Origin of the sequence: Pseudoalteromonas arabiensis (assembly GCF_001550155.1) — a bacterium.
In the GTDB taxonomy this organism is placed as follows: domain Bacteria; phylum Pseudomonadota; class Gammaproteobacteria; order Enterobacterales; family Alteromonadaceae; genus Pseudoalteromonas; species Pseudoalteromonas arabiensis.
The window spans coordinates 168,447-194,714 of the sequence record NZ_LRUF01000021.1; the positions used below are offsets into that span (position 1 = coordinate 168,447).

18 protein-coding genes and 2 tRNA genes are annotated in these 26,268 nt (G+C 40.2%); 19 read left to right on the forward strand and 1 reads right to left on the reverse strand.

Translation table 11 applies throughout. The features are described from left to right. Position 1: 1 nt before the first annotated feature. The gene (locus tag PAARA_RS10425) at positions 2-667 is read right to left on the reverse strand and encodes a Bax inhibitor-1/YccA family protein (RefSeq protein WP_062568976.1); all 666 of its coding nucleotides are present in this window, start codon (positions 665-667) and stop codon (positions 2-4) included. Between the two features lie 259 nt (positions 668-926). Between PAARA_RS10425 and PAARA_RS10430 the strand changes: the two genes are divergently transcribed. The 19 genes from PAARA_RS10430 (at position 927) to PAARA_RS10520 (ending at position 26,255) form a co-directional block, all read left to right on the forward strand. Beyond that, positions 927-1,017: transfer RNA gene (locus tag PAARA_RS10430), tRNA-Ser, on the forward strand. A gap of 44 nt (positions 1,018-1,061) precedes the next feature. After that, a tRNA-Ser gene (locus PAARA_RS10435) sits at positions 1,062-1,152 on the forward strand. Positions 1,153-1,298: 146 nt separating this feature from the next. After that, positions 1,299-1,694, forward strand: a complete 396-nt coding sequence (locus PAARA_RS10440) for a hypothetical protein (RefSeq protein WP_062568977.1) — start codon at positions 1,299-1,301, stop codon at positions 1,692-1,694. A 125-nt stretch (positions 1,695-1,819) separates the two neighbouring features. Continuing rightward, complete coding sequence (locus PAARA_RS10445; protein ID WP_062568978.1) at positions 1,820-2,278, forward strand: GAF domain-containing protein; 459 nt, start codon at positions 1,820-1,822, stop codon at positions 2,276-2,278. Then, positions 2,278-2,556, forward strand: a complete 279-nt coding sequence (locus tag PAARA_RS10450; RefSeq protein ID WP_062568979.1) for a hypothetical protein — start codon at positions 2,278-2,280, stop codon at positions 2,554-2,556. The genes PAARA_RS10445 and PAARA_RS10450 overlap by 1 nt, the downstream gene beginning before the upstream one ends. Before the next feature lie 14 nt (positions 2,557-2,570). Then, a complete protein-coding gene (gene proQ / locus PAARA_RS10455; protein ID WP_062568980.1) occupies positions 2,571-3,221 on the forward strand; it encodes an RNA chaperone ProQ in 651 nt (216 codons plus the stop codon). Positions 3,222-3,247: 26 nt separating this feature from the next. Beyond that, positions 3,248-5,272: a carboxy terminal-processing peptidase gene (prc, locus tag PAARA_RS10460; RefSeq protein ID WP_062568981.1), complete on the forward strand. Its 2,025-nt coding sequence runs from the start codon at positions 3,248-3,250 to the stop codon at positions 5,270-5,272. 169 nt (positions 5,273-5,441) lie between these two features. Next, complete coding sequence (gene nhaC / locus PAARA_RS10465) at positions 5,442-6,920, forward strand: Na+/H+ antiporter NhaC (RefSeq protein WP_062568982.1); 1,479 nt, start codon at positions 5,442-5,444, stop codon at positions 6,918-6,920. A 42-nt stretch (positions 6,921-6,962) separates the two neighbouring features. Then, positions 6,963-9,557 carry an aminopeptidase N gene (gene pepN, locus PAARA_RS10470; protein ID WP_062568983.1) on the forward strand — a complete coding sequence of 865 codons (2,595 nt, stop codon included), beginning with the start codon at positions 6,963-6,965 and terminating at the stop codon, positions 9,555-9,557. Beyond that, positions 9,557-9,778: a DUF2835 domain-containing protein gene (locus PAARA_RS10475; RefSeq protein WP_062568984.1), complete on the forward strand. Its 222-nt coding sequence runs from the start codon at positions 9,557-9,559 to the stop codon at positions 9,776-9,778. The genes pepN and PAARA_RS10475 overlap by 1 nt, the downstream gene beginning before the upstream one ends. A 310-nt stretch (positions 9,779-10,088) precedes the next feature. Beyond that, positions 10,089-12,173, forward strand: coding sequence for a DUF1302 domain-containing protein (locus PAARA_RS10480; protein WP_062568985.1), 2,085 nt, complete (start codon positions 10,089-10,091; stop codon positions 12,171-12,173). Positions 12,174-12,185: 12 nt separating this feature from the next. Further along, complete coding sequence (locus PAARA_RS10485) at positions 12,186-13,550, forward strand: DUF1329 domain-containing protein (RefSeq protein WP_062569400.1); 1,365 nt, start codon at positions 12,186-12,188, stop codon at positions 13,548-13,550. Positions 13,551-13,671: 121 nt separating this feature from the next. Further along, positions 13,672-14,679 carry a YCF48-related protein gene (locus tag PAARA_RS10490; protein WP_062568986.1) on the forward strand — a complete coding sequence of 336 codons (1,008 nt, stop codon included), beginning with the start codon at positions 13,672-13,674 and terminating at the stop codon, positions 14,677-14,679. Continuing rightward, entirely contained in the window at positions 14,679-17,003 is a 2,325-nt protein-coding gene (locus tag PAARA_RS10495; RefSeq protein WP_062568987.1) for an efflux RND transporter permease subunit, read from the forward strand. The genes PAARA_RS10490 and PAARA_RS10495 overlap by 1 nt, the downstream gene beginning before the upstream one ends. A 212-nt stretch (positions 17,004-17,215) precedes the next feature. After that, entirely contained in the window at positions 17,216-22,054 is a 4,839-nt protein-coding gene (locus PAARA_RS10500) for an NAD-glutamate dehydrogenase (RefSeq protein ID WP_062568988.1), read from the forward strand. Between the two features lie 116 nt (positions 22,055-22,170). After that, complete coding sequence (pyrD, locus tag PAARA_RS10505; protein WP_062568989.1) at positions 22,171-23,181, forward strand: quinone-dependent dihydroorotate dehydrogenase; 1,011 nt, start codon at positions 22,171-22,173, stop codon at positions 23,179-23,181. 121 nt (positions 23,182-23,302) lie between these two features. After that, entirely contained in the window at positions 23,303-23,833 is a 531-nt protein-coding gene (locus PAARA_RS10510) for a cell division protein ZapC domain-containing protein (protein WP_062568990.1), read from the forward strand. A gap of 78 nt (positions 23,834-23,911) precedes the next feature. Next, entirely contained in the window at positions 23,912-26,029 is a 2,118-nt protein-coding gene (rlmKL, locus tag PAARA_RS10515) for a bifunctional 23S rRNA (guanine(2069)-N(7))-methyltransferase RlmK/23S rRNA (guanine(2445)-N(2))-methyltransferase RlmL (protein ID WP_062568991.1), read from the forward strand. Continuing rightward, a complete protein-coding gene (locus tag PAARA_RS10520; RefSeq protein WP_062568992.1) occupies positions 26,022-26,255 on the forward strand; it encodes a glutaredoxin family protein in 234 nt (77 codons plus the stop codon). Before rlmKL ends, PAARA_RS10520 begins: the two co-directional genes overlap by 8 nt. The last annotated feature ends 13 nt before the right edge of the window (positions 26,256-26,268 follow it).

Below are 26,268 nucleotides of genomic sequence, written 5' to 3' on the forward strand. Positions count from 1 at the left end.
TTTAGTCATCACTTGCGCCAAGTAGGTGTAGAAGTGATGTAAATAAGTTATATACATTTAAGTAAAGGGCAACAGTTGCGCGAATGTAGTTAGTCTCGCCACCGTTAATAATGCGGCTTGTGTCAAAGAGGATTAAGCCAGACATAATTAATACCACAGCAGCATTGATAACCATAAAGGTAACAGAGCTACCGATGAATAGGTTTACTAAACTGGCAATGATAACAACGATTAGACCAACTGTTAAAAAGCCACCCATGAATGAGAAGTCTTTTTTAGTCGTCAGTGCATAGGCTGATAGACCAAAGAAAATCAACGCGGTTGAACCAAGAGCCTGCATAATAAGTAATGGGCCGTTTGGCATTGCAGCATAGTAATTTAAAATAGGACCAAGGCCTGCGCCCATAAGCCCTGTAAATACGAATACCCAAGCGACACCAGAGGCTGAGTCAGCTTTTTTGTTGACTACAAAAAGTACACCAAATGCAATAAGGCTGAATACCAGACCCATGAAGTAAGGTAAATTCATCGCCATTGAAATACCGGCTGTCACTGCACTGAATGCTAATGTCATGGCCAGTAAGAAATAAGTATTTTTAAGTACTTTGTTAGTTTCAATGGTCGACATAACCGGTTTAGCGGTATTGTACGAGTGATTAAACGCCATTGTAGAGCTCCTTTAAATGAACTATTTAGTTCGTTAGTTCCAATTATTAAACTAAAACTAAGACTACCAAGAGTTATATATTTGGGCAAACCTTTGTAGTTCAATAGACACGATAAATAATTGAAAAGTTCAATGTTGTGCATAATCTAAACGTTGCTGTACTAATGCTGAGCAAATTAATTGTTTTTTAATCACTTAAGCATTTTTTTTGAAAAAAAGCTTCACAAAGCGCATTGGCTTATCTATTATGCACGCCGTCGGAGAGATGGCAGAGTGGTCGAATGCACCGGTCTTGAAAACCGGCAGGGGTTTGTAGCCCCTCTAGGGTTCAAATCCCTATCTCTCCACCATTATTACTAAGTTACTTGCATTAGCGAGTAGCTATTTCGCATTCGGAGAGATGGCAGAGTGGTCGAATGCACCGGTCTTGAAAACCGGCAGGGGTTTGTAGCCCCTCTAGGGTTCAAATCCCTATCTCTCCACCATCATTAAAGCCGCTGAATATTTCAGCGGCTTTTTTGTGTCTAATCCTTTCTCATCTTTAGTACGACTATTGTCGATATTTCGGATTTTCTCTAGTTAGTCCATGCTTATTACTTCTCGTATTATCTTTGTTAAAGTAGGAAATTTAATGAAACATCGTATAGCAAAGAGTGTAGGACTATCTTTATTATCGCCTGTGATCATTGGTTGTATCTTAGGCCTGTATTATGCGTTTACCTTAGAAGGAAATGGCTTGAGTATTTTCCTGAACCTTTTAGTGAGCGCCATCTCCAATGCCCACATTGTTGGCTTAACAATGGCGGCCTTTGTCGTACCCGGTTACTTACTTATGTATAAGTACGCGAAAGTGAACTATTCAGGTGTTTTAACTCTGGGTTTATTGGGAGGTGCTATTTTTAGTTACTTGCTTAGTGCCACCGCTGGCACGGCATTTATTGTGAATGCTCTTATGTCTGCATTAGCTGCAGGTTTATTCTTATTTGGATTAAGACAGGGCTTAGCAGTTCAAACTCCCCATCAATAGCAGAATATTTAATCAAGCTGACTGAAATTGAGGGCAAAATGTTTTTTTTTGCCTTTAAAAGGTTTCATTTATTGCCCACAAAGAGTACCTTTAGCTACTGTATGTTTAATAAGAAGTAGTTTGGTATGTCGAAGCAAAAATTTTACCAGTCGTTAGTTAAACAAACTGAATCGCTAATTAATGGTGAGTCAAATGTTATAGCGAATATGGCAAATATTAGTGCGCTTTTATTTACCTCGTTAGAGGATATAAACTGGGCGGGTTTCTATTTAATGGATTCGCCAGATGAGTTAGTACTTGGTCCGTTTCAAGGCAATCCAGCCTGTATTCGTATTCCTGTAGGCAAAGGGGTATGTGGTACGGCTGCTAAGACACAAGAAACACAATTAGTGGAAGATGTTCATGCATTTGCCGGTCATATAGCTTGTGATGCTGCATCTAACTCTGAAATTGTGGTGCCCATTTTCAAAGATGGTAAAGTTTTTGCTGTACTTGATATTGATAGTCCAAGTGTTGGGCGTTTCGATATAGAAGACCGCACAGGCCTAGAAGCACTTGTAAAATGCTTTGAGGCAAACCTGTAATGAAAGATCTGCTAAACGTGCAAGATTACCTTTTTTCCATTCAAGATGTTGGTGATTGGGAAGGAGAAGAAGAAGTTGTAGCCGAAAGGCTCAATGAGTTGATTCATATTGCTTGGGATCGTCTCCCTGACGACCTCGACTGCGAATCGATTGATGAAATTATAAATGGTATTTGGGAACACCTTCGAGGGGAGCTTGCACTTTTAGAGGCCGAATTCGAAGAGTTGACCGACTGGGTAACACACTATGTCGATTCATCACTTGATGAAAAGATGTAATAAAAGGTTCTAACATGGAAACCACAAACAAGCTAAAAGATATTAATGAAGTACTGGATTTCTTATACCAAGAATTTCCGCAATGTTTTAAACAAAAAGACGGCATTCAGCCGCTTAAAGTCGGTATCTTTAAAGATATCGCTGAGCGCATTGAAGGTTCTGAGAAAGTAAGTAAAACTCAGGTTCGTCAAGCACTTAGAAAGTATACCTCAAATTGGCGCTATTTAGAGGCAGTGACTAAGTCTGAGTTTCGTATCGATCTTGATGGTAATCAAGATGAAAAAGTGGAACAAGAACACATTGAGCACGCCCAAAAAGCACTTGAAGAAAGCCGCGCCAAAATGGCTAAGCGTAAAAAGCAGCAACGCCCTCGTAAAGATTCAGACACAAAATCTTACAAAAAGAACGCTGCTCAAAATGCCAAATCTGCTGATAAAGGCGCTAGAGTAGGTAATAAGCCTGCAAAAGCTGCACCTGCTAAACGTTCAGGAAAAGTTGAACCTTTACCTGCCTCTGAGGTCAAGGTTAATAGCAAAGTGAAAGTTAAACTTGGCCAAGCCCTTGTAAATGCTGTTATAACAGAAGTGAACAAAGATGAAGTTCATGTTGAGTTAGTAACAGGGATGCAAGTTAAGACCAAAGCAGACAGCCTGTATATCATTTAATAGCTGTAAAAAGAAAGGAGTTGTGTATGAGTAAAAAGTTTACGCTCATTCCGTTAGTCGCTGCCCTGTTTTCAGGCTCATTATTGGCCGCTGCAGATAATTTAACTGAAGATGATTTGCCAGTACTCAAGCAAGAAAGTCAGCATAGTACAGCAAGCAAACGGGTGACAAACTTATTTACTCGTGCACACTATAAACCAATACGTTTTAACGATAGCTTATCTGAAAAAGTTTTCGAACGTTATATTGAGTCTCTTGACTATAATAAGAGTGTCTTTTTAGCCTCAGATATTGCTTCTTTTGAGCAATATAAAGATCAGTTTGATAATGCATTGTCGACAGGCAAACTTGGTTTTGCATTTGATATTTTTAACCTGAGCCTCAAACGTCGTTTTGAACGTTACGACTATTCTTTATCGCTTCTAGAAAAGGAAATGAAGTTTGATAAAGAAGATGAGTACGTGTTTGACCGTGAAGATGCTAATTGGGCTACAAGCCAAGCTGAACTTGATGAACTTTGGCGTCAACGCGTTAAATATGATGCGTTACGTTTAAAAATGACGGGTAAAGATTGGCAAGGAATTAAAGACGTTCTTACCAAGCGTTACCACAATGCGCAAAAACGCTTAGTGCAAACAAATAGTGAAGATGCTTTCCAAATCGTGATGAATTCATTTGCACGTAGCATCGAAGCACATACTTCTTACTTATCTCCACGTCGTGCTGAACAGTTTAAGATGGATATGGACCTTGAACTGGAAGGTATAGGTGCCGTTCTTAGCTATGATGAAGATTACACGGTTATTCGTAGTTTAGTGCCAGGAGGCCCTGCGGATAAATCAGAACAAATCAAAGCCGATGACCGAATTATTGGTGTAGCTCAAGATGGCGAAGAGTTTGTTGATGTGATTGGTTGGCGTCTTGATGACGTGGTTGACTTAATCAAAGGCCCTAAAGGGACTAAAGTTCGTTTGCAATATTTAAAAGGTGCAGACGCCCACGGTACACCTAAAGTTGTTGAGATTACGCGTGATAAAATTCGCCTTGAAGACCGCGCAGCTAAATCAGAAGTATTTGAAGCTAAATATTCAGACTTAACCAGTAAAATTGGTGTGATTGAAATACCAGGTTTCTACAATAACTTATCGCAAGACGTAAAAGTTGAAATAGCTAAGTTAAAAGAAGCTAAGGTTGATGGTATTATCATCGATTTGCGTCAAAACGGTGGTGGTTCTTTATACGAAGCAACTCAGTTGTCAGGTTTATTTATTGATCAAGGACCTGTGGTACAAATCCACACTTTAAATAATCGAATTGAAGAGCAAAAAGACCGCGATGGTGTCACTTTCTATGATGGTCCATTAACCGTTTTAGTTGACCGTTACAGCGCTTCAGCATCTGAAATATTCGCAGCTGCAATGCAAGACTACGGTCGTGCAATTGTCATTGGTGAGCAAACCTTTGGTAAAGGTACAGTACAACAGCACAAACCACTTGGTCGTGCTTATGACTTATATGATCACCCATTAGGTAGCGTACAGTACACAATTGCTAAATTCTATCGTATTAATGGTGGTAGTACTCAGCATAAAGGTGTGATACCCGATGTATCATTCCCATCGGCAATCGACCCAGCTGATTGGGGCGAAAGCCAGCAAGACAACGCGTTACCGTGGGATAGTATCATTCGTGCTAAATACAACTCTGTTGATAACCTAGAGCCTGCAATTGCGTATGTGAATAAGTTACATGATACACGTATTGCAAGCGAGCCAGAGTTTGGTTACGTATTTGATGACATTAAGCGTTACCAACAAGAGAAAGATCGTAAAACAATTTCACTTGTTGAAGCCGCGCGTATTAAAGAGAAAGATGAAGGTGAAGAACGAGCACTTGAGCGTGCTAATGAACGTTTAGTTCGTCTAGGTGAAAAGCCGGTAGAAAACTTAGACGATTTACCTGACATCTTAGATGATCTTGACCCATTTTTGGAAGAAGCGGCATTAATCACGCAAGATTACATCAAGTACGGCCGTATCGCGAAAAAATAAATACTTACTTATGATTAATAAAAAGGCGCTTAGGCGCCTTTTTTGCTACCTAAAACAGGTCAGCTTGTTATAATTGGCCAATCTGGCTGTCAAAAAAGCCACTGAAGTTTTGCGTCAAGCTTACAATAATAATTAAACACGCCACATAAGACGTGTAGGAGACTATCTTTTGAATTCTATTGAAGAAAAGCCGATCAAGCAGGCTAGTTTTTTAGATGCTTTGATCCCAATTACTGTGCTTGTGTGCCTTTTAGGTGCTGCTGTTTATTTGTTTGGTGATAATTCGTCATCAGGTCCTAACCAAATTGCGTTATTGTTTGCTACTTTTACAGCGGCGTTAATTGGTTTAAAAAATGGCTATACATGGAAAAAACTTGAACAAGCCATGATCGAAGGGATCACTTTGTCCCTTGGTGCAATCATTATCTTGCTTATGGTTGGTGCCTTAATTGGTACTTGGTTATTATCTGGTACTGTACCCACCCTTATTTATTATGGTCTTCAGATCATTAATCCAAGTTGGTTTTATGCTGCCAGTTGTTTAATTTGTGGCATTGTCGCGATGAGTATTGGTAGTTCATGGACCACTGCTGCGACCATTGGTGTGGCGTTATTAGGTGTTGCAACTGGTCTTGGTCTTGAACAAGTTGTCACGGCGGGTGCGGTTATCTCAGGTGCCTATTTTGGTGATAAGTTAAGCCCGCTTTCAGAAACCACAAACTTAGCACCTGCAGTAGCCGGTGCCGATTTATTCGACCATATTCACCATATGCTTTGGACAACGGTGCCAAGCTTTATTATCGCTTTAATTATTTTTATCTTTATGGGCTTCAATGCCGGTGGCTCAGCTGAGGCGGGGCGTATCGAAGAAATAGTCAACTTGCTGGAACAAAACTTCAACATAGGTTTTGAAATGTTAGTGCCCTTGGTGGTGCTATTATTTTTAGCTATTCGAAAAATGCCAGCTTTCCCTGCTATATCAATCGGTGCTGTGCTTGGTGCTGTTTGGGCCATGCTATTTCAGTCAGATTTAATTAGCAGCCAAATTGATGCATCACAAGGGCAAATTATTGGCTACTTTAAATTAGTATGGACCACTTTTTTCGATGGCTTTAGTATCGATACTGGTGATGAAAAAATGGATTCATTGCTCAGTGGTGGTGGTATGGCTGGCATGTTAACGACTACGTGGTTAATTATGACTGCGCTTATGTTTGGTGCCATTATGGAAAAAACGGGCTTACTAGATATGTTCGTAAAGAGCATTTTAAAAATTGCGAAGAGTACTGGTTCGCTTATTACCGCAACGATTGCTACGTGTATTGGTACAAATGCGGTAGCGGCTGATCAATACATTGCCATTGTTGTGCCTGGCCGTATGTTTAAAGAAGAGTATGAAAAACGTGGCTTAAAGCCGGTTAACTTATCACGCACATTAGAAGATGGCGGAACGATAACTAGTCCATTGATCCCTTGGAATACTTGTGGTGCGTATATGCAAAGTGTTTTATTAATCAATCCATTTGATTATGCTCTGTATGCTTTCTTTAATTTAATTAATCCGTTACTAGCGGTCATTTATGCTTATTTGGGAATTAAGATTTTACGCATTACCCCAAAACATGCAAAACCTAGCACTGTTGAATAATAACGTAAGGCCCTACATTAGTAGGGCCATTTGGAGCCTTTTATGTCTGTAACGAATAAACCTCAAGCTCAATATCTAAAAGATTACCAAGCCCCACAATTTTCAATTCACCATATCGATTTACGCTTCGAATTAGCACCATTAAAAACCACAGTGCAATCGACAATGACGATGAGTCGTACGGATAATACCGAGGCCGATCTAATATTAGATGGTGTGGATTTGGTGCTTATTTCATTATCTGTAAATAACGAAAAATACGATGATTATACACTTGAAGATGAAAAGCTGATTATCCATCATTTACCTGACAACTTTACGCTTGAAATAGAAAATCATATTGATCCACAAACAAATACATCACTTGAAGGGTTGTATTTATCCGGCGGTGCGTATTGCACGCAATGTGAAGCACAAGGATTCAGAAAAATCACGTATTACATGGATCGCCCTGATATTTTAGCAAGCTTCGATGTCACAATTATCGCTGACCAGAAATACACTCATTTATTATCAAATGGCAATCAGATTGACGCTGGCACATTGGATGACGGCCGTCATTTTGTAAAATGGCAAGACCCATTCAAAAAACCAAGTTACTTGTTCGCGTTAGTAGCAGGGGACTTTGATGTATTACGTGACCACTACACAACTAAGTCTGGTCGTAACGTAGAGCTGGCATTATTTGTCGATAAAGGAAATTTAGCTAAAACCCCGCATGCAATGTCTTCACTTAAAAAGTCAATGCAGTGGGATGAAGAGCGTTTTAATCTTGAGTATGACCTAGATATTTACATGATTGTTGCTGTCGACTTTTTTAATATGGGTGCGATGGAAAATAAAGGTTTAAATATCTTTAATAGCAAATGCGTACTAGCCAACCAAGAGACGGCAACAGATAAAGATTACCATACCATTGAGTCTATCGTTGGTCATGAGTATTTTCATAACTGGACCGGTAATCGTGTAACGTGTCGAGATTGGTTCCAGCTATCATTAAAAGAAGGCTTAACGGTCTTTCGTGACCAAGAATTTAGTAGTGATTTAGGCTCACGAGCACTTAACCGAATTGACGCGGTTAAGGTTATGCGTACTCACCAGTTCAGCGAAGATGCAGGGCCTATGGCGCACCCAATTCGTCCTGAAAAAGTGATTGAAATGAATAATTTCTACACTGTCACCGTTTATGACAAAGGCGCTGAAGTAATTCGCATGATGCACACCCTATTGGGCGAAGAGAAGTTCCAGCAAGGCATGTCACTTTATTTCGAGCGTCATGACGGACAAGCTGTGACCTGTGATGACTTTGTCGCTGCAATGAGTGATGCGTCAGACATTGATTTAAGCCAATTTAAACGTTGGTACAGCCAAGCTGGCACTCCAAAACTGAATGTTGAGCAACAGTACAATAGCGAAAAACAAACGTTTACTCTAACCATTGAGCAATTCGCACCAGACAATCAACCTGAGAATGAGCTGTTGCATATTCCATTTGCTATTGAATTATTGAATCCGGCGGGGGAGTCATTACCGCTGGTAGTTAATGATCAAGCCCATGATTCAGTATTGAATGTGACTAAACAGAAGCAACAATTTGTTTTTGAAGGAGTAGCTGAACAACCTGTAGCTGTTCTATTGGAAGATTTCTCTGCCCCTTGTATTGTCAATCAATCAAGCTCGGCTGAGGATTTACTGCATATAATGCGGTTTGCTCGTAGTGACTTCTCTCGCTGGGATGCGCAACAACGTCTTTTGACCAATGAAATTAAAACAGCGATCTCGTCGGGTAATAACGAGTTATCGCCGTCGGTTATTAATACATTCGATACGCTTATTACTAAGCGTGAAGGTGATTTAGCCTTGATTGCTGAATTACTTAAATTACCAAGCTACGATACCTTGGCTGCTGAATACAAAGTTATTCCGGTTGATAACATTATTAATGTATTAAATGCCTTTGAAAAACAAATTGCATCGAGTCTTTCAGAGTCTTTTAAGATTTGTTATCAATCACTTGAAGATGATGGGTCAACCTCTGCAGACGCTGTTGCGGTGCGAGCATTGAAACAAGTTTGTTTGCATTACTTAGCTAAAACACCTGATCCAGCTATCAATGAGCTAATCATTGAAGCTGCAAATAGCGCGAATATGACAAATGTGCTTGCGTCACTCGGTGCTGTGGTGAAAGCAAATCATTCTCTTGGCGAGCGTTTATTGAGTGAATTTGATGCCAAGTGGCGTCATGATGTACTGGTAATGGATAAGTGGTTTGCCTTACAGGCGATGAATGATACTGATGCCTGTATCGATAAAATTAAAGGCTTATATGAGCATCCAAGCTTTGATTTTGGCAACCCTAACCGTGTTCGAGCATTAGTGGGTAGTTTTAGTCATTTTAATATTACGCAATTTCATCGTGCAGATGGCAAGGGCTATCAGTTATTGGGTGATCTATTGGTTAAGCTTAATGAAATTAATCCGCAGAATGCGTCAAGAATGTTGACTCCTTTCATGTCATGGCGTCGCTATGACGACAATCGTTCAACGGCGATGAAGGCACAACTTACTCGGCTAGCGTCATTGGATGGTTTAAGTGACGACTTATATGAAAAAGTAGAGAAGGCACTTGCTAGTTAATGAACGAATACTATTTTTCGCTCTACCTGAGTTACTCTAAATGTTTAGATTATTATCATGGTAAATATAAATCAGTCCAAGTGACGGAAGATGGTGGTAAAACAGTTCGTTTTGATGCTGAACATTTGCGTCCTTTTATTTCTTCGATAGGAATAAGAGGGCGCTTTAGGCTGATACTCACTGAGCAAAACAGATTCCTTAAACTTGAGAAAGTCAGCTGAAAGCATGAAATCTAATTTATAACTTTTCTTTAAAGTACGGTGTTTTGTTCTAAAATTAACCGTACTTTGCTGTCCCCAATTAACTAAATTTATTATATTTTTGTTAATTCGGTTTGTTCTATTGTTAATTTACGTGTATAAATTATCTGGTATGACGTCTTACCAATACGTAAACGTCACATAATTAAATAAATATTAACCGATTGAACGCGTTCTATATTGTATTTTTACTATTTCGCTTCTATCGTTAGAAAGATACTAAAAACAACAATTTGATCACAAAACAACCCGTTACAGGGGGATGAACACAATGATAAAACGCTCGCTTTTTGTTAAAAACAAAATAGCTTTGGGGCTTGCGGCAGCAACCCTTGGGCTTTCAAGCACTGCTTTGCACGCGGCAACTTTTGAGTTAGGGGATTTTGACGTCCGTTTTGACTCTAGTTTTTCTTATGGACAGAGCATTCGTGTTGAAGATCGCGACTTTCAACATATAGGTAAAAGTAATAACCCGTCATTTGATTGGACCGGTTATCACTCAGCTTTAAATCCTATCTACTCGTCTGCAGATGTTTGGAACCAACCAGGTGCATATTCAAATAATGGTGATGCTGGTAACTTAAACTTCGATAGTGGCGATTCGTTTTCAAAGCTATTAAAAGGCAACCATGAGTTATCAATTAGCAAAGATAACTATGGCTTCTTCACGCGCTTCATGTATTTCTATGATTTTGCTTTGATGGATGGTGATTTCGCCTACAACAATCCAACTTCTGGGCAAAAAGTTGATCCATGTGATGATGACGATACTAAAGAACAAGTGTGTGCTGACCTACGACTTTTAGATGCCTACGTTTGGGCTAACTTCGATTTAAATGAAGGGCGTAACCCGCTATCTATCCGTTTAGGTCAACAAGTCGTAAACTGGGGTGAAAGTACACTGATCTCTCATGGTATTAATGTCAACCCGGTTGATATTGACCGCCTTAAAGCACCAGGTGCTGAGCTTAAAGAAGCGTTTATCCCTGTGGGTATGCTTTGGGCATCACTCGGTATTACCGATAATCTTACTTTAGAAGGGTTTTATCAGTACGAGTGGCACGAGACACGTCTTCCTGCTGCGGGTACTTACTTCTCAACCAATGATTTTGCATCAGAGAATGGTTACCAACAAAATATCCAACTTGGTTTCACCTCAAACCCTGACATTGATTTAGCATTCTTAACAGAAAGCTTAAATAGTTTGGATGACATTGTGCGCTCGCAAGGAATCGATCCTACATCAGCGCAAGGCCAAGCGATGATGGCACAGCTGTACTTAGCTTACCCAACTAAAGTGGCGTTAAAAGGTAAGGGCAACGCAGGTAAGAGTGAGCCTGATGATGGTGGTCAATATGGTTTACGTTTAGGTATGTTTTTACCTGAGCTAAATGATACTGAAGTTGCGTTATATCACATCAACTATCATAGCCGTCGTCCGGTAATATCAGGTCAAGTTTCTAATTTTACAAGCGCAGCAATCGCGTCTGATATTGGTATGTTACTTAGCACTGAAATTACTGAAGATAATGTAACAGGCTTACAAGCATTTACTAAGGGTCAATTAGAATACCCTGAAGATATTAAGCTTTACGGTTTAAGCTTTAATACTTCGTTAGGCGAAACCGCATTTGCGGGTGAGTTTGCCTTCCGTCAAGATGAGCCTTTGCAAATTGATGACGTAGAATTACTTTATGCCGGTATGCCTGAGCAATTAGCTGTTGCAGGTATCCGCCCTGATTTTGCTGGTATCTCACAAATGAGTCCAGGTGATGCGACAAGCGTTGTAGGCCCTGGCGAATTAGCACAAGGCTTTATTTTACGTAATACTGCGCAATTGCAATTCACGGCGACTCATTTATTTGGTCCATCTTTAGGTGCTGATAGCTGGGCTGTGGTCGGTGAAATTGGTGGTGTACGAATTAATAATATGCCGGAATATGATGAGCTTCGTTTAAACGTGGCAGGTACAGGGCGTAGTGGCGTTATCCAAGGTCCATTGGCTGACGATTATTCTACATTGCACTTAGGTCTTTCTAATGGCCCAGAGACAAACCCTTTCCCAACTGCATCAGCATGGGGCTACCGTTTAATCGCAAAGGGTGATTATTTCAATATCTTTAACGGTGTGAACTTTTCACCTCGTTTTGTATTTTCACATGACGTGAATGGTATTACACCAGACCCAATGTTCTTATTTGTTGAAGACCGTAAATCACTCGGTGTAACTATGAACTTCAACTATCAAAATGCGTGGTCGTTCGACTTTAGCTACAACTCATTCTGGGGTGGTGGCGCGACGAATACATTCTCTGACCGCGATTATGTTTCTTTCAATATCAAATATTCAATTTAAGGGTAAATTATGATTATTAGAAAACCTACCCTCATTGCTGCAGCTTTTTGCAGTGTTTTCGCAAGCTCAAGTGTACTTGCAAAAATTACCGCTGATGAAGCAGCACGTTTAGGTAATGATTTAACACCAATCGGTGCAGAGAAAGCGGCAAATAAAGATGGTTCTATTCCAGCTTGGACTGGCGGAATTACAACTCCTCTTGCTAGTTATAAAGCGGGAATGCACCACCCAGACCCATACGCTGAAGATAAAGTTTTATTTACCATTGATAAGTCAAACGTAGATAAATACAAAGAATACCTAAGCCCTGGTCAAATTGAACTATTCAAAACATACCCTGATACGTTCAAAATGAATATTTATCAAACTCGCCGTAGCGCTTCTTATCCTCAGTTTGTTTATGATGCAACTAAAAAATATGCAACGACAGCTGAGTTGGTTGAAGGTGGTAATGGTATTAAAAACACGGCGGTTGGTGTTCCGTTTCCTATTCCTAAGGACGGCTTAGAGGCTATCTGGAATCATCTATTACGTTTTAGAGGTTTATCAATTGAACGTTTTGGTGGACAAGCTGCACCAACAGCATCAGGTTCATATAATTATGTTGGCTTTGATGAGCAACTATTAGTTGAGTATTCAGATCCAAAAGCGACACCTGAAAAACTTCAAGAATCAAACATCCTATTCAAGTTTAAGCAAAAAGTAACAGAACCTGCGCGTCTTGCTGGTACTGCATTACTTGTTCATGAAACCATGGACCAAATTTTAACACCTCGTCAAGCGTGGACTTATAACTCTGGTCAGCGTCGTGTTCGTCGTGCGCCAAACGTGGCATATGATGCACCAGGTACTGCAGCAGATAGTTTACGTACTACCGATGATTTTGATATGTTTAATGGTTCACCAAACCGTTATAACTGGACGTTAAAAGGTAAGCAGGAGCTTTATATTCCATATAACAGCTACAAACTGCACAGCGATAAGCTTGAATACGATGATATCTTGCAAGCAGGTCATATTAACCCTGAATATGTTCGCTATGAGAAGCACCGTGTTTGGGTTGTCGAAGCTAACTTAAAAGAGGGTACACGTCACATTTATAAAAAACGTGTGTTCTATATTGATGAAGACAGCTGGCAAGTTCACGTAGCAGATATATATGATAATCGTGACCAAATGTATCGTGTGGCAATGGCCCATGGCCTAAACTACTATGAAGTACCAACTCACTGGAGTACCTTAGAAGTTTACCATGATCTTAATTCACGTCGTTATTTGGCAATTGGTTTAGATAACCAAGAGAAGATGTATGACTTCTCACAATCATTTAACGATAACGAATTTACGTCAAGCGCACTTCGCCGCGAAGGCCGTTAATCCAAATAGGCACCTGTTTTGTCAGGTGCCTTTTGCAATTCATATTAGTCAACTAGGCACAATTGGTTTATCACGTGACTTATGGCTTACTCATTTATCTTTTCGAAGGCGATTTACCTTTATGAAGTATTTGCTTTATGCTTGTCTTGCTTATAGTGCTTCATGTTTTTCTCAGGACATGCCCCAACTAGAACATGCTATTAGTGCTGTTAATGCAGACAAAACACTCCTCACAGATATTGAACTAATTGATGATCAATTAGTGGCTGTTGGAAAGCACGGTGTGGTAATCACCAGTACCGATGCACAATCATGGCAGCAAGCCAGTGTTCCAACGCAAGTTTTACTCACCGCTGTCGACTTCTATAATAACAACCTAGGATGGGCATGTGGTCATGATGCCACTATTATTAACACCACGGATGCGGGCAAAACATGGCAACTCCAGCAAGCACTTCCGGATATGGATAAACCTTGCTTAGATATACTTTTTACCTCTGAAAAGCATGGCTATGCGGTGGGTGCATACGGCATGTTTTTTGAGACTCATGATGGTGGCCAGAAATGGCAAAAACGATTTTTAGATAGCTTACTTTTTGAAGAAGACCGTGCATATCTCAATGAACTAAAAAAGAGTGACCCAGAAGGCTACGAGTATGAGACAGCTTCGATTCTTCCACATTTTAACCGTATTGTGAAAACCAATAACCGTTTAATATTGGTTGGTGAAATGGGGTTAATGGCTGAAAGTTTTGATAACGGTGGCACCTGGCAACGCCTAGAAGAAATATATATGGGGTCTTTCTTTACGTTTGCGTCAACTGCAGATCAATCTCAAGGAGAAGACTTAGTTGCAGGTTTGAGAGGGAATATTTTTACGCGTCAAACAGGCTCTGAGCAGTGGCAACAAATCCACACAGACAACTTCGCAACAGTAAACAGCGCAATTAACTACAATAACGAATGGCTGCTGTTTGCCAATAGCGGTGTCATTTTTCATGTTAAAAATGATGAACTAACTGAAGAACAAATGGATGATGGCAAGTCTTTACTTGATGGTGTTGTATTTCAAAATAAACTCATTATGGCTTCAGAAGATGGTATTAAAGTGAAGGAGTTGAATCCGTAATGCGTGGTTTTTTAGATTTTTTAGAAAAGGCGGTATTCCGTCATCGTTTATTTGCGATTATCTCTTTTGCATTAATCACTTGTTTTTTACTTTTTAAAGCAACGCAGATTCAATTAGATGCGTCATTTAATAAAAATATTCCTCTTAATCATGACTACATGAAAGTCTACACCAAGCATGAAAAACAATTTGGTGGGGCAAACAGTATTTTAATTTCTGTTTGTGATGCGGATGGTGATATTTTTAATGAGGAATTTTTTACTCAGTTAAAAGCTGTTCATGATCAACTTTATTTTATTCCTGGCGTAAACCGCCCATTAGTCAATTCAATTTTTGCCCCCAGTGCCCGTTTTGTTGAAGTCGTTGAAGATGGTTTTGCCGGGGGGCCAATTATTCCGGCTAATTTTACTGCGGATAAACGTGGACTTGCCGTTGTAAAAGAGAACATTGAAAAAGCCAAAGTCGTTGGTCGTATGATTGCCAGCGACTATTCATGCGCGATGGTAACAGCTCAATTGTTGGAAACTGATCCACAAACACAAGAAAAGCTCGACACCTTAGCGTTTGCTAAAAAGTTAGAAACGCAAGTACGTGAACCACTGAGCACGGATAAAGTCAGTATTCATATTATTGGTTTTGCGAAAATGGCGGGAGATGTCGCAGAGGGTGCCAAAGGCGTACTGTTATTTTTCGCTATTGCAATAGTCTTTACGTTCGTAATGGTTTGGCTATTCTGCCATAGCCTAAAACTCACTATTTTACCGATTGCTTGCTCTATTATTGCGGTGATTTGGCAGCTTGGCTTATTGTCATCGCTTGGTTTTGGTTTAGATCCTATGTCTATTCTGGTGCCGTTTTTAGTGTTTGCAATTGGTGTGAGCCATGGTGTGCAAATGATTAACGATATTGGCAAGAAAGTATGCGGTGGCAGCAGCACGCGAGTTTGTTGCCAAGCAAGTTTTAGGGCTCTATTAATTCCTGGTGGTATTGCACTATTATCAGATACAGTTGGTTTCTTAACGTTACTCACTATTGATATCGGTATTATTCGTGAACTTGCGATCACAGCGAGCTTAGGTGTGGCGGTAATTATTTTCACGAACTTAATTTTGCTTCCTGTCTGGGCATCATACATGAAGTTTGAGGGTTCAGTGCGTATCCAATCTGGTACACACTCAGATAAGCCAAATATTTTAGATAATTTACGTGAGATACTGGTTAAAGCAACAGACCCTAAAACGGCACGGTTAATTATCGTACTTACAGTGATACTTTTTGCTTTTGGTTACTGGCAAGCAGATAAAATGCGTATTGGTGATTTACACGCTGGTGCGCCATCGCTTCATCAAGATGCGCGATACAACCAAGATACTTTCTTGATTTCAGATAAATACACCATTTCATCCGATATTTTAAAAGTCATTGTTGAAGCATATCCTGCTGCGTGTACAGAACATGATGTGATGGAACGTATCAGCCGTTTCCAATGGCAAATGGAAAATGTGCCTGGTGTGCAATCGGCAGTGAGTTTAAGTTCTGTCGCGCAGTCAGTGAACGCAGGTTTTAATGAAGGTAATTTAAAGTGGCAAAGCTTACCGCGTAATACAGCAAGCTTAGTACAATCAACTGCAAGAGTTGAAACAAGCTCAGGCTTACTTGATGGTAACTGCTCTGTTATGCCTGTGATTTTCTTCTTAGAAGATCACAAAGCCGAAACGATTGACCATGTGGTTGCTAAAGTAAAAGAGTTTGCGGCTAAAGAGGAAACCGATAAATTGAAGTTTAAGCTCGCCTCAGGTCCAGTGGGTGTGATGGCAGCAACTAATGAATCAGTTTCAGCGGCACAACTTCCCATGATGCTTTACGTTTACGGTGCCGTCATCTTGCTATGCTTAATTAGCTTTAGGAGTGTGAAAGCCACTGTTGCTGTGGTACTACCTTTGTATATCGTATCGACCCTAGCCCAAGCGTTGATGGTGCAGCTTGAAATTGGTTTAACAGTGTCAACATTGCCAGTTATTGCTTTAGGTGTAGGTATTGGTGTTGACTACGGCATTTATATTCTTTCATCAATGATGGGGCAGCTTAAACAAGGCGTTGCACTTGAGGTTGCTTATCGTAATGCGTTGGTAGAGCGAGGCAGTGCGGTGTTATTCACAGGTATCACCTTAGCCATTGGTGTGAGTACATGGATTTTTTCTGATCTGAAGTTCCAAGTTGATATGGGGATCCTACTTACCTTTATGTTCTTAGTGAATATGTTGGGTGCCGTATTACTTTTACCCGCGATAGGTAGTTTCCTCTGGACTGACCAGAAAAAATAATGTGAATAATTGTGCTCCAATATGGCCAGTAATGGCCATTTATATCTATATTTTGTGAATAGATGACCAAATAGCTGAAAAGCTTAAAATGATTTCATCGAAAAGGCTGTTTATTAGCTGTAAAAGAGTTAGAATTTACCTGACTCCACGCTAATAAATGGCTGTACAAATATTCTACTAATCAATAAGTAGTATAGATTAAGGAACATACAATGACACGAAATGAAGGGCAAGCCTCGGTTATCTTAGATAATGTCTGTAAGCTGATCCAGAAAAAAGTTCACGCTGATAATGTGTTACTCGTTGAGAAATTCGCCAAAGCCTTGTACAGCAATATGTCTAAAGAGGATTTGGCACATCGCAACGATAGTGACTTATATGGCGCTGCACTAAGCCTATGGAACTCGCTAGAAAAAAATAATTCTGATGACGCGGTTGTCCGTGTCTTCAATCCTGAAGTTGCAAAAGATGGCTGGCAGTCATCGCACACAATTGTCGAAATTATCGCTAAAGATATGCCTTTCTTAGTTGATTCTGTGCGTATGGCGATGACTCGCGAAAATATCGCTTCTCACCTGCTACTTCACTCTCCGCTTAAAATTCAACGTGATAAGAATGAAAAAATCACGGGTATTTCTAGTTTAAAAGCTGAGCAGGAATCAACCTCGACGAAAACGGTTTTCTTCATTGAAATAGACCGCCAAACTGATGCTAAAGTAATCGAGTCTTTCAAAAAAGAGCTTGAGTCTGTCCTTGTTGATGTATCTATTGCTGTTGAAGACTGGCAGCCAATTCGCGAAAAGCTAGTTGCTGTAACTAAGGACTTACCAAACCGTCACCATAATAATAACAAAGACGAAGTTGCTGAAACGGTTGAGTTTCTAGACTGGTTAGCAAAAGATAACTTTACATTAATGGGCTACCGTGAATATGAGCTTTCTCCTGTTCAAGGTGACTATCAGTTAAAAGGTAAAAAAGGCACAAGCCTTGGCCTAATGAAAAACACCGATGAAGAGCACAGTCGCCTTTTATCTGAATTACCTGAAGTTGCTCGCCAAGAAGCACGCAGCAGTAATTTACTTATTTTGACTAAAACAAACTCTGTTTCTCGTGTTCATCGTCCAGCATACATTGATTATGTAGGTATAAAACGTTTTGATGATGAAGGTAATGTGATTGGTGAAGACCGTTTCCTTGGTTTATTCTCATCTAGCTTTTATAACAACAGCGCGACTGATGTGCCTGTTCTTAAAAGCAAAATCAATCGCATTATGGAAATGTGTGACTTTGCAAAAGGCACCCATGCCTACAAAGCGGTATTAAATATTTTAGAGACCTACCCACGTGATGAACTTGTTCAAGCACGTGAAACAGAGCTACTCGAAGTAGCTATGGGTGTTTTACAAGTACAAGAGCGCGATATGTGTCGTATTTTTGTGCGTAAGGACGCCTATGGTCGTTTCTTCTCATGTATGGTGTATGTGCCACGTGAGCGTTATAACACCGCACTACGTCGTGAAACACAACGTATTTTAGCAAACGCATTTAATTCTGACGATAAAGTCGAATTTACCACTTTCTTCTCTGAGTCAACATTAGCCCGTACACATTACACGGTGCGTGTGACTGACAATAATATTGAATATAACGTGAAAGACATCGAAAACAACCTAATTGAAGCTGCCCGTACTTGGGAAGATAGACTACAATCTGCGTTACTTGAAAGTGCAGGTGAAGCACGCGGTAAAGAGCTTAACCGTAAATATGCACAAGCTTTTGCCAGCTCGTATAAAGATCAAGTTCTGCCAAGCGCTGCGGTTGTTGATATTGAAAAGCTTGAACTTCTTAACGACGAAAACAAATTAGAAATGTTGTTCTACCGTCCACAAGAAGAAGCGAATACAAATGTTGTTCGTTTAAGCTTATTCCACAAAGATGAGCCAATCCACTTATCTGACGTTATGCCAATGCTTGAAAATTTTGGTTTACGTGTAGTGGGTGAAACACCTTACTCAGTTAAAACGACAGATGGCAAGGTTAATTGGATCATGGATTTCACCATGCTAATTGACAACAAAGGTATTGCTGACTTTGATAAAGTGTCTGCGCGTTTCCGTGCTGCACTAACAAATGTGTGGAATAACCGCTTAGAGAACGATGGTTTTAACCGATTAGTATTAATGGGTGGTTTAACAGGTCGTGAAGCGTCTATACTGCGTGCTTATGCTAAATACATGCGTCAAATTGGTGTGACTTTCTCGCAAACTTATATTGAAAGCACATTTGCAAATTATCCACATATCGCATCGCAAATCGTTAACTTATTCACTAAAAAGTTCTCAGTTAAGAGCCCAGGTAGTGAAAAGGCGCTTGAGAAGCTTGTAAGCCAAGTTTACCTAGAGCTTGAAAACGTAGCGAACCTTGATGATGACCGTATCATCCGTTTATACGTTGATATGATCAATGCAACCTTAAGAACGAACTTCTTCCAAAAAGAAGCTGATGGCCAATTTAAGTCATATGTATCGTTTAAAGTTCAGCCTTCAATGATCCCAGAAATGCCATTACCACTGCCAGCGTTCGAGATTTTCGTATACTCGCCGCGCGTTGAAGGTGTGCATTTACGTGGTGGTAAAGTAGCACGTGGTGGCTTACGTTGGTCTGACCGTCGTGAAGACTTCCGTACTGAGGTACTGGGTCTTGTTAAAGCACAACAAGTTAAAAATACCGTGATTGTACCAGTGGGTTCAAAAGGTGGTTTCGTATGTAAACAACTACCGACTGAGCGTGAAGCGTTCTTCAAAGAAGGCCAAGAGTGTTACAAAATTTTCATCCGTGGTTTATTAGATATCACAGATAACATTGAACGCGGTGAGATTGTTCCACCAGTTGATGTTGTTCGTCACGATGAAGATGACCCATATTTAGTTGTTGCTGCCGATAAAGGGACTGCAACCTTCTCTGATATCGCAAATGGTATCGCAAATGAATATAACTTCTGGCTAGGTGATGCATTCGCATCAGGTGGTTCAGTAGGTTATGACCATAAGAAAATGGGTATCACGGCTAAAGGTGCCTGGGAATCTGTTAAACGTCACTTCCGTGAGATGGATATTGACTGTCAAACAACTGATTTCACTGTTGTTGCTATCGGTGACATGGCGGGTGACGTATTTGGTAATGGTATGTTGCTTTCTAAGCATATTCGCTTACAAGTGGCATTCAACCACATGCACATCTTCGTTGATCCGAATCCAGATGCGGCAACATCTTACCCAGAGCGTGAGCGTTTATTTAACTTACCGCGTTCTTCATGGGAAGATTACAATAAAGACCTAATTTCGCAAGGTGGTGGCGTATTCTCTCGTGCGGCTAAATCAATTAGCTTAAGCCCAGAAATGAAGAAAATGCTTGGCACTAAGAAAGCGAGCATGACACCTAACGAGTTAATCAAAGCTGCGCTAATGATGGAGTTCGATTTACTGTGGAACGGTGGTATCGGTACTTACATCAAGAACTCTAAAGAAACGGATGCAGACGTGGGTGACCGCGCAAATGATGCACTTCGTATCAATGGCGCAGAGCTTGGTGCGAAGATCTTAGGTGAGGGCGGTAACTTAGGTGCAACTCAATTAGGTCGTATCGAATTTGCGGCTAAAGGCGGTCGTGTTAACACTGACTTCATCGATAACGTAGGCGGTGTTGCGTGTTCAGATAACGAAGTAAATATTAAGATCTTACTAAACGGCTTAGTGGCTGAAGGTGACTTAACACGTAAACAACGTGATGAACTGCTTTATTCAATGACAGATGAAGTATCGCAATTGGTATTGAAAGATTGTTACCGTCAAACACATACTTTGTCGATTACACAATCTAAAGGTGCATCAACGCTTAAAGAGAAAGTACGCTTTATTCACGCTCTTGAAAAAGAAGGTAAACTAAACCGTGCAATCGAGTTTATCCCAACAGATGAAGAGCTTGCAGAGCGCGCAGCGGCGGGTAAAGATTTAACTCGTCCAGAGCTATCGGTACTTGTTTCTTATGCGAAGATGGTTCTTAAAGAGTCGCTTGTTGTTGATGAAATTACTGAGAACTCATATTACCGTCAGCTGTTGGTTAACTCGTTCCCAGTACCACTTCGTGAGAAGTTCAACGATGCGATGGATAACCACCCACTTCGTAAAGAAATTATCGCAACGAAACTTGCTAATAATATCGTTAATGATATGGGCCTTAACTTCATGGTTCGTATGCACGAAGAGACAGGGGCAAACGAAGCTGAAATCGCACTTTGTTACTCAATTGCGAAAGAAGTGTTCCAAATGCCAGAAACGTGGTCATCAATTGTCGCGTTAGATAATAAGATTCCAGCAGCTGTACAAACAGAAATGCTTTATCAGCTTCGCCGTACGGTTCGTCGTGCAACACGTTGGTTCTTACGTCATCGCAATAAAGCACAAACAATTGAGCAAGCAATTGAATTCTTTGCACCAACATTTGCTGATTTAAGTGATAACTTAAACAACTACATGGTTGACAAAGAGAGTGAGCGTCTAGTTAAAGCTGCTGATAAATTAATTGAAAGCGGTGTTCCAAAAGCGCTTGCAACTCGTGTAGTGTCACTTTCTAGCTTATTCTCCGTAATGGATTTAGCAGAAATTGCCAATAACTCAAATCGCGATATTGATATGGTATCTAATACCTACTTCAAGCTTGGTGCGCGTATGGGCTTACATTGGTTCTTGGATCAAATTACTAATCAACCGGTTGCGAACCATTGGCAAGCACTTGCCCGTGCGTCATACCGTGAAGAGCTTGATTGGCAACAACGTACATTATCAGCTGTAGTACTTAATAGCTTTGCAGCAGACAGCAAAGATATTGATGCACAAATCGATGAGTGGATGGACAACCAAGATCTACTATTACAACGTTGGAAACAAATGTTATCTGAGTTTAAAACATCACAAAGTCACGATTTTGCGAAGTTCTCAGTAGCACTTCGTGAACTAATGTTGTTAAGCCACAACTGTGACACTTCCAAATAAATGAAAAGTCGTTAAAATACATACCCCAGCTCGCTGGGGTATTTTTTTGCCCTTAATTTGCAATGGTCCGTGTTAAGCGGCTACCTTGTTTATTTTTACCTAAGGAACAACAAGCCATGTTTTATGATTTAGCTCGCCGTTTTATGTTTACCCGTGATGCGGAGTGGGCTCATGAATTTGCACTTAATAACTTACGCCGATTTGCTGATACGCCATTGAGTGCCATGTGGTCACAAACTGTCCCTAATAAACCCGTTAACTTCTTAGGGCTGGAGTTTAAAAATCCAGTAGGTTTAGCCGCGGGCTTAGATAAAAATGCAGAGTGTATTGATGCCTTTGCGCAAATGGGCTTTGGTTTTGTCGAAGTTGGTACTGTTACACCACGCCCGCAAGCAGGTAATGACAAGCCACGTATTTTCCGTTTACCTGACTCAAATGCGATTATTAATCGTATGGGTTTTAACAATAAGGGCGTTGATAATCTCGTTAACAACGTTAAAGCGGCGAAATATGACGGCATTCTAGGTATCAATATTGGTAAAAATAAAGACACACCAAACGAGCAGGGTAAAGATGATTATATTCACTGTATGCGTAAAGTATTTGAGCATGCATCGTACATCACAGTAAATATTTCATCACCGAATACCCCAGGTCTTCGTGACTTACAATATGGTGAAGCACTTGATGATTTATTGCAAAGTTTAAAAAATGAGCAGCTTGATTTAGTTGCTAAGCATAACAAGCAAGTGCCAATGCTTGTTAAGATCGCTCCAGATCTGGATGAAGTTCAAATTGCGCAAGTAAGTGAGTCTTTGATCAATAATAAGATCGATGGTGTTATTGCGACAAACACAACACTTGAGCGCGCTCTGGTACAAGGTCAACAATACGCAAATGAAGCGGGCGGCCTCTCTGGTCAGCCAGTACGAGAGCGCTCAACCCACGTGGTTAGTGAGCTTAAGCGCTTGACCGAAGGCAAGCTACCTATTATCGGTGTGGGTGGTATCGATGATGCTGACTCTGCAAAAGAAAAGTTTGCAGCAGGAGCAGACCTTGTTCAAGTTTATACTGGCTTTATTTATAAAGGCCCAGAATTGGTAAAAACGATCCTTAACGGCTTATAAGGATCGGTTATCTAAGCAATTGATCATTAATAAAATGTTCTAAAAAATCATTTTATTAATGGTCTACTTTCGTTATAATAGTGTGCTAAGTAGAGAGGAATTTTTAGTTTAAGGAGGAGTCATGTTACAAGCATCAAAGCAATGGAAGTGGCTTGCTTGTTCTAAAAATAATCGCCTTTTGGTCGACCTTGACCAAAATATGCAACTCTGCACGCCCTATAAACTTCGTCAGCTTACTGATGCTGTTCTTGAAGAGCCTAATTTCAGCCTTGAAGATGCTGCATTTTATCAGCAAGTCTATCAGTATCTTGAAACCTTCTCGTTATGGAATCCAGCAGAGCTTTGTCAAATTTCACTCAATGCGACAGCTGTTAAGTTTCATTTAAAGCCTGTGCTAGCTAAAAGTTGGTTTTTCCATGAATATATCGGGAGCGAGCCAAGTGTTGAGGCTGTAGTAAAATTGTGCTCGCAAGCACAAGAAGGCGAGTTTCTTATTGTTGATCATTCAGCAGATGCGTCTGTATGTATCAACTTAAGTGAGCACTTTCAGTTAGATGAAAACTTGTCATTGCAACAGTTTGAAGCTATTAAAGTTCTTAACAATCGTATCCATCCTGTTTATATCCAGCAAAAACACTTCAAAACAGCATAATATCCCTTTAATTGATGGCGTTTTTGTTCGCTAAGCTATGCTATAATCCTGCGCAATTAGCATTTAAGGGTTTTTACTTTGCAATTTATCGCACTTACTTCTATCGGAATTGAAAATTTACTTGTTGATGAACTTACCGAACTCGGTGCCGAAGTCTCTAAACAAACCGTGGGCTCTGTACGTTTCGAAGCAGATAGTTTATTAGCACAAAAGATCTGTTTATCGAGTCGTTTTGCGACGCGTATCATGATGCTGATAGAAGAGAAAGAAGGTGTTAAGGACAAAGAAAGCCTTTACAATTTTGCGCGCTTACAACCTTGGCAAGAATGGTTTGGTCCAAAGCAAACATTCGCAGTGGATTTTACAGGTACGAATCATGATCTGAAAAACACGCAGTTTTCTGGGCTGGTTGTTAAAGATGCTATCGTTGATTATTTTGCAGATCTTTACGAGCAACGTCCAAACGTCGATAAATTTAATGCAAACGTTAGAGTAGTCGCACGGCTAAATCGTCACGGTGTTGCCCTTTATATTGATTATTCAGGCCCACGTTTATCGGAGCGTGGCTATCGTCAAGATCAAGGTAAAGCACCAATCAAAGAACATTTGGCTGCTGCTCTAGTAAAACGAAGTGGTTGGCTTGAGAACGTACAACAACCATTATTTGACCCATGTTGTGGTTCAGGCACTATTTTGATTGAAGCGGCCAGCATGGCACGCAATGAAGCGCCAGGGCTATTCCGTGAGGGGTTTGCATTTGAGCGCTTACCGAGTTTCCGCTTACAAAAATACAAAGAATTAAAAGCGGAGTTAACGGCTCAAATTACTGATCCTAAATTATGGCTTATTGGTCATGACATTGATGGCAGTGTAATCGCAAAGGCGCAAGAAAATGCTGAGCGTGCAGACCTTGGCACTACTATTAAGTTTAAGCAAAGTGATGCGAGTAAGCTAACATCCGTGGCTAAACTACCAGGCGTGGTGATTTCTAACTTACCTTATGGTGAACGTTTAGGCTCAATGGCAGAGCTAGTTAACTTACACCGAGGTTTAGGTGTTGGTTTCAAAAAGCACTTTAATCATTGGAAGCTAGCCTTGCTAGGTACTGACGAAAGCCTATTTAAATTGTTAAAGTTGGTAAAACTTAAACATTATAAATTTAAAAATGGTCCGTTAGATGTTGTTCTAAATCTCTATCAACTTGACGACAAACAAGTCGAGTTAAGTAAAGAAGACAAGCCAGCGCTCAATTATGAAGGCTCAACAGCATTTGCAAACCGCTTAAAGAAAAATAAACAAAATCTAAAAAACTGGCTAAAGCAAAATGAAGTGAGTTGTTATCGTGTTTACGATGCAGACATTCCAGAATATAACGTAGCTGTTGATGTTTACGATGATTCAGCAGTTATTTTTGAATATGCTGCTCCAAAAGAGATTGATGACAATACAGCACAAAAACGTCTGCAAGATGTGATTAGCCTAACGGCTGAGCAGCTAGACATTGCACCTGAAAATATCGCTGTTAAAGTGCGTAAAAAACAAAAAGGCGAAGAGCAATATACCAAGGTATCAAAACAAAACCGTACGCAAGTGGTTGAAGAGTTTGGTGCTAAGTTCAAAGTTAACCTATTTGATTATCTAGATACAGGATTGTTTTTAGATCACCGTTTGGCACGACGTTACATTCAACAAAATGCACACGGTAAACGTTTTTTAAACTTGTTTGCGTATACTGGCAGTGCATCGGTTCACGCAGCTCTTGGCGGTGCAAAAGCGATTACTACGGTAGATATGTCTAAAACCTACTTAAAGTGGGCGCAAGAAAACTTTGACCTCAATGGTATTAGCAATACGCGTTACCGTTTTGAACAAGCCGATTGTTTAAAATGGTTAGAGCATGCACAGGGCCAATACGATCTTATCTTTTTAGACCCTCCGACGTTTTCGAATTCAAAACGTATGAAAGATGCCTTTGATGTACAGCGCGATCATATCAAGTTACTCACATGGGTTAAGAAAATTTTAAGTCCGAATGGCACGTTGATTTTTTCTAACAATAAACGAGGCTTTAACTTAGACGAGGTCGGGCTGATGGGCTTAGGTTTAAAAGCTGAAAATATTTCAGCGAAAACACTGTCGCCAGACTTTAAGCGTAATAAGCAAATTCATAATAGTTGGCTTATTACCCATGGCTAATTTTACCTTGTATCACACCGATGGTTGTCATTTGTGTGAAATGGCAGATGAGCTATTAAGTGCTGCAAATATACCGTTTGCAGCAAAAGATATTATGGATAATGAGCAGTTAATTGAGCTTTATCAAACAAGTATTCCGGTTGTTGAAAGCAGCCAAGGCAATAAATTATTTTGGCCTTTTGATACTGTCGCATTGGCGCAGTTTATTGCTGATAACAAAGAATAAGAGTAGTAATCAC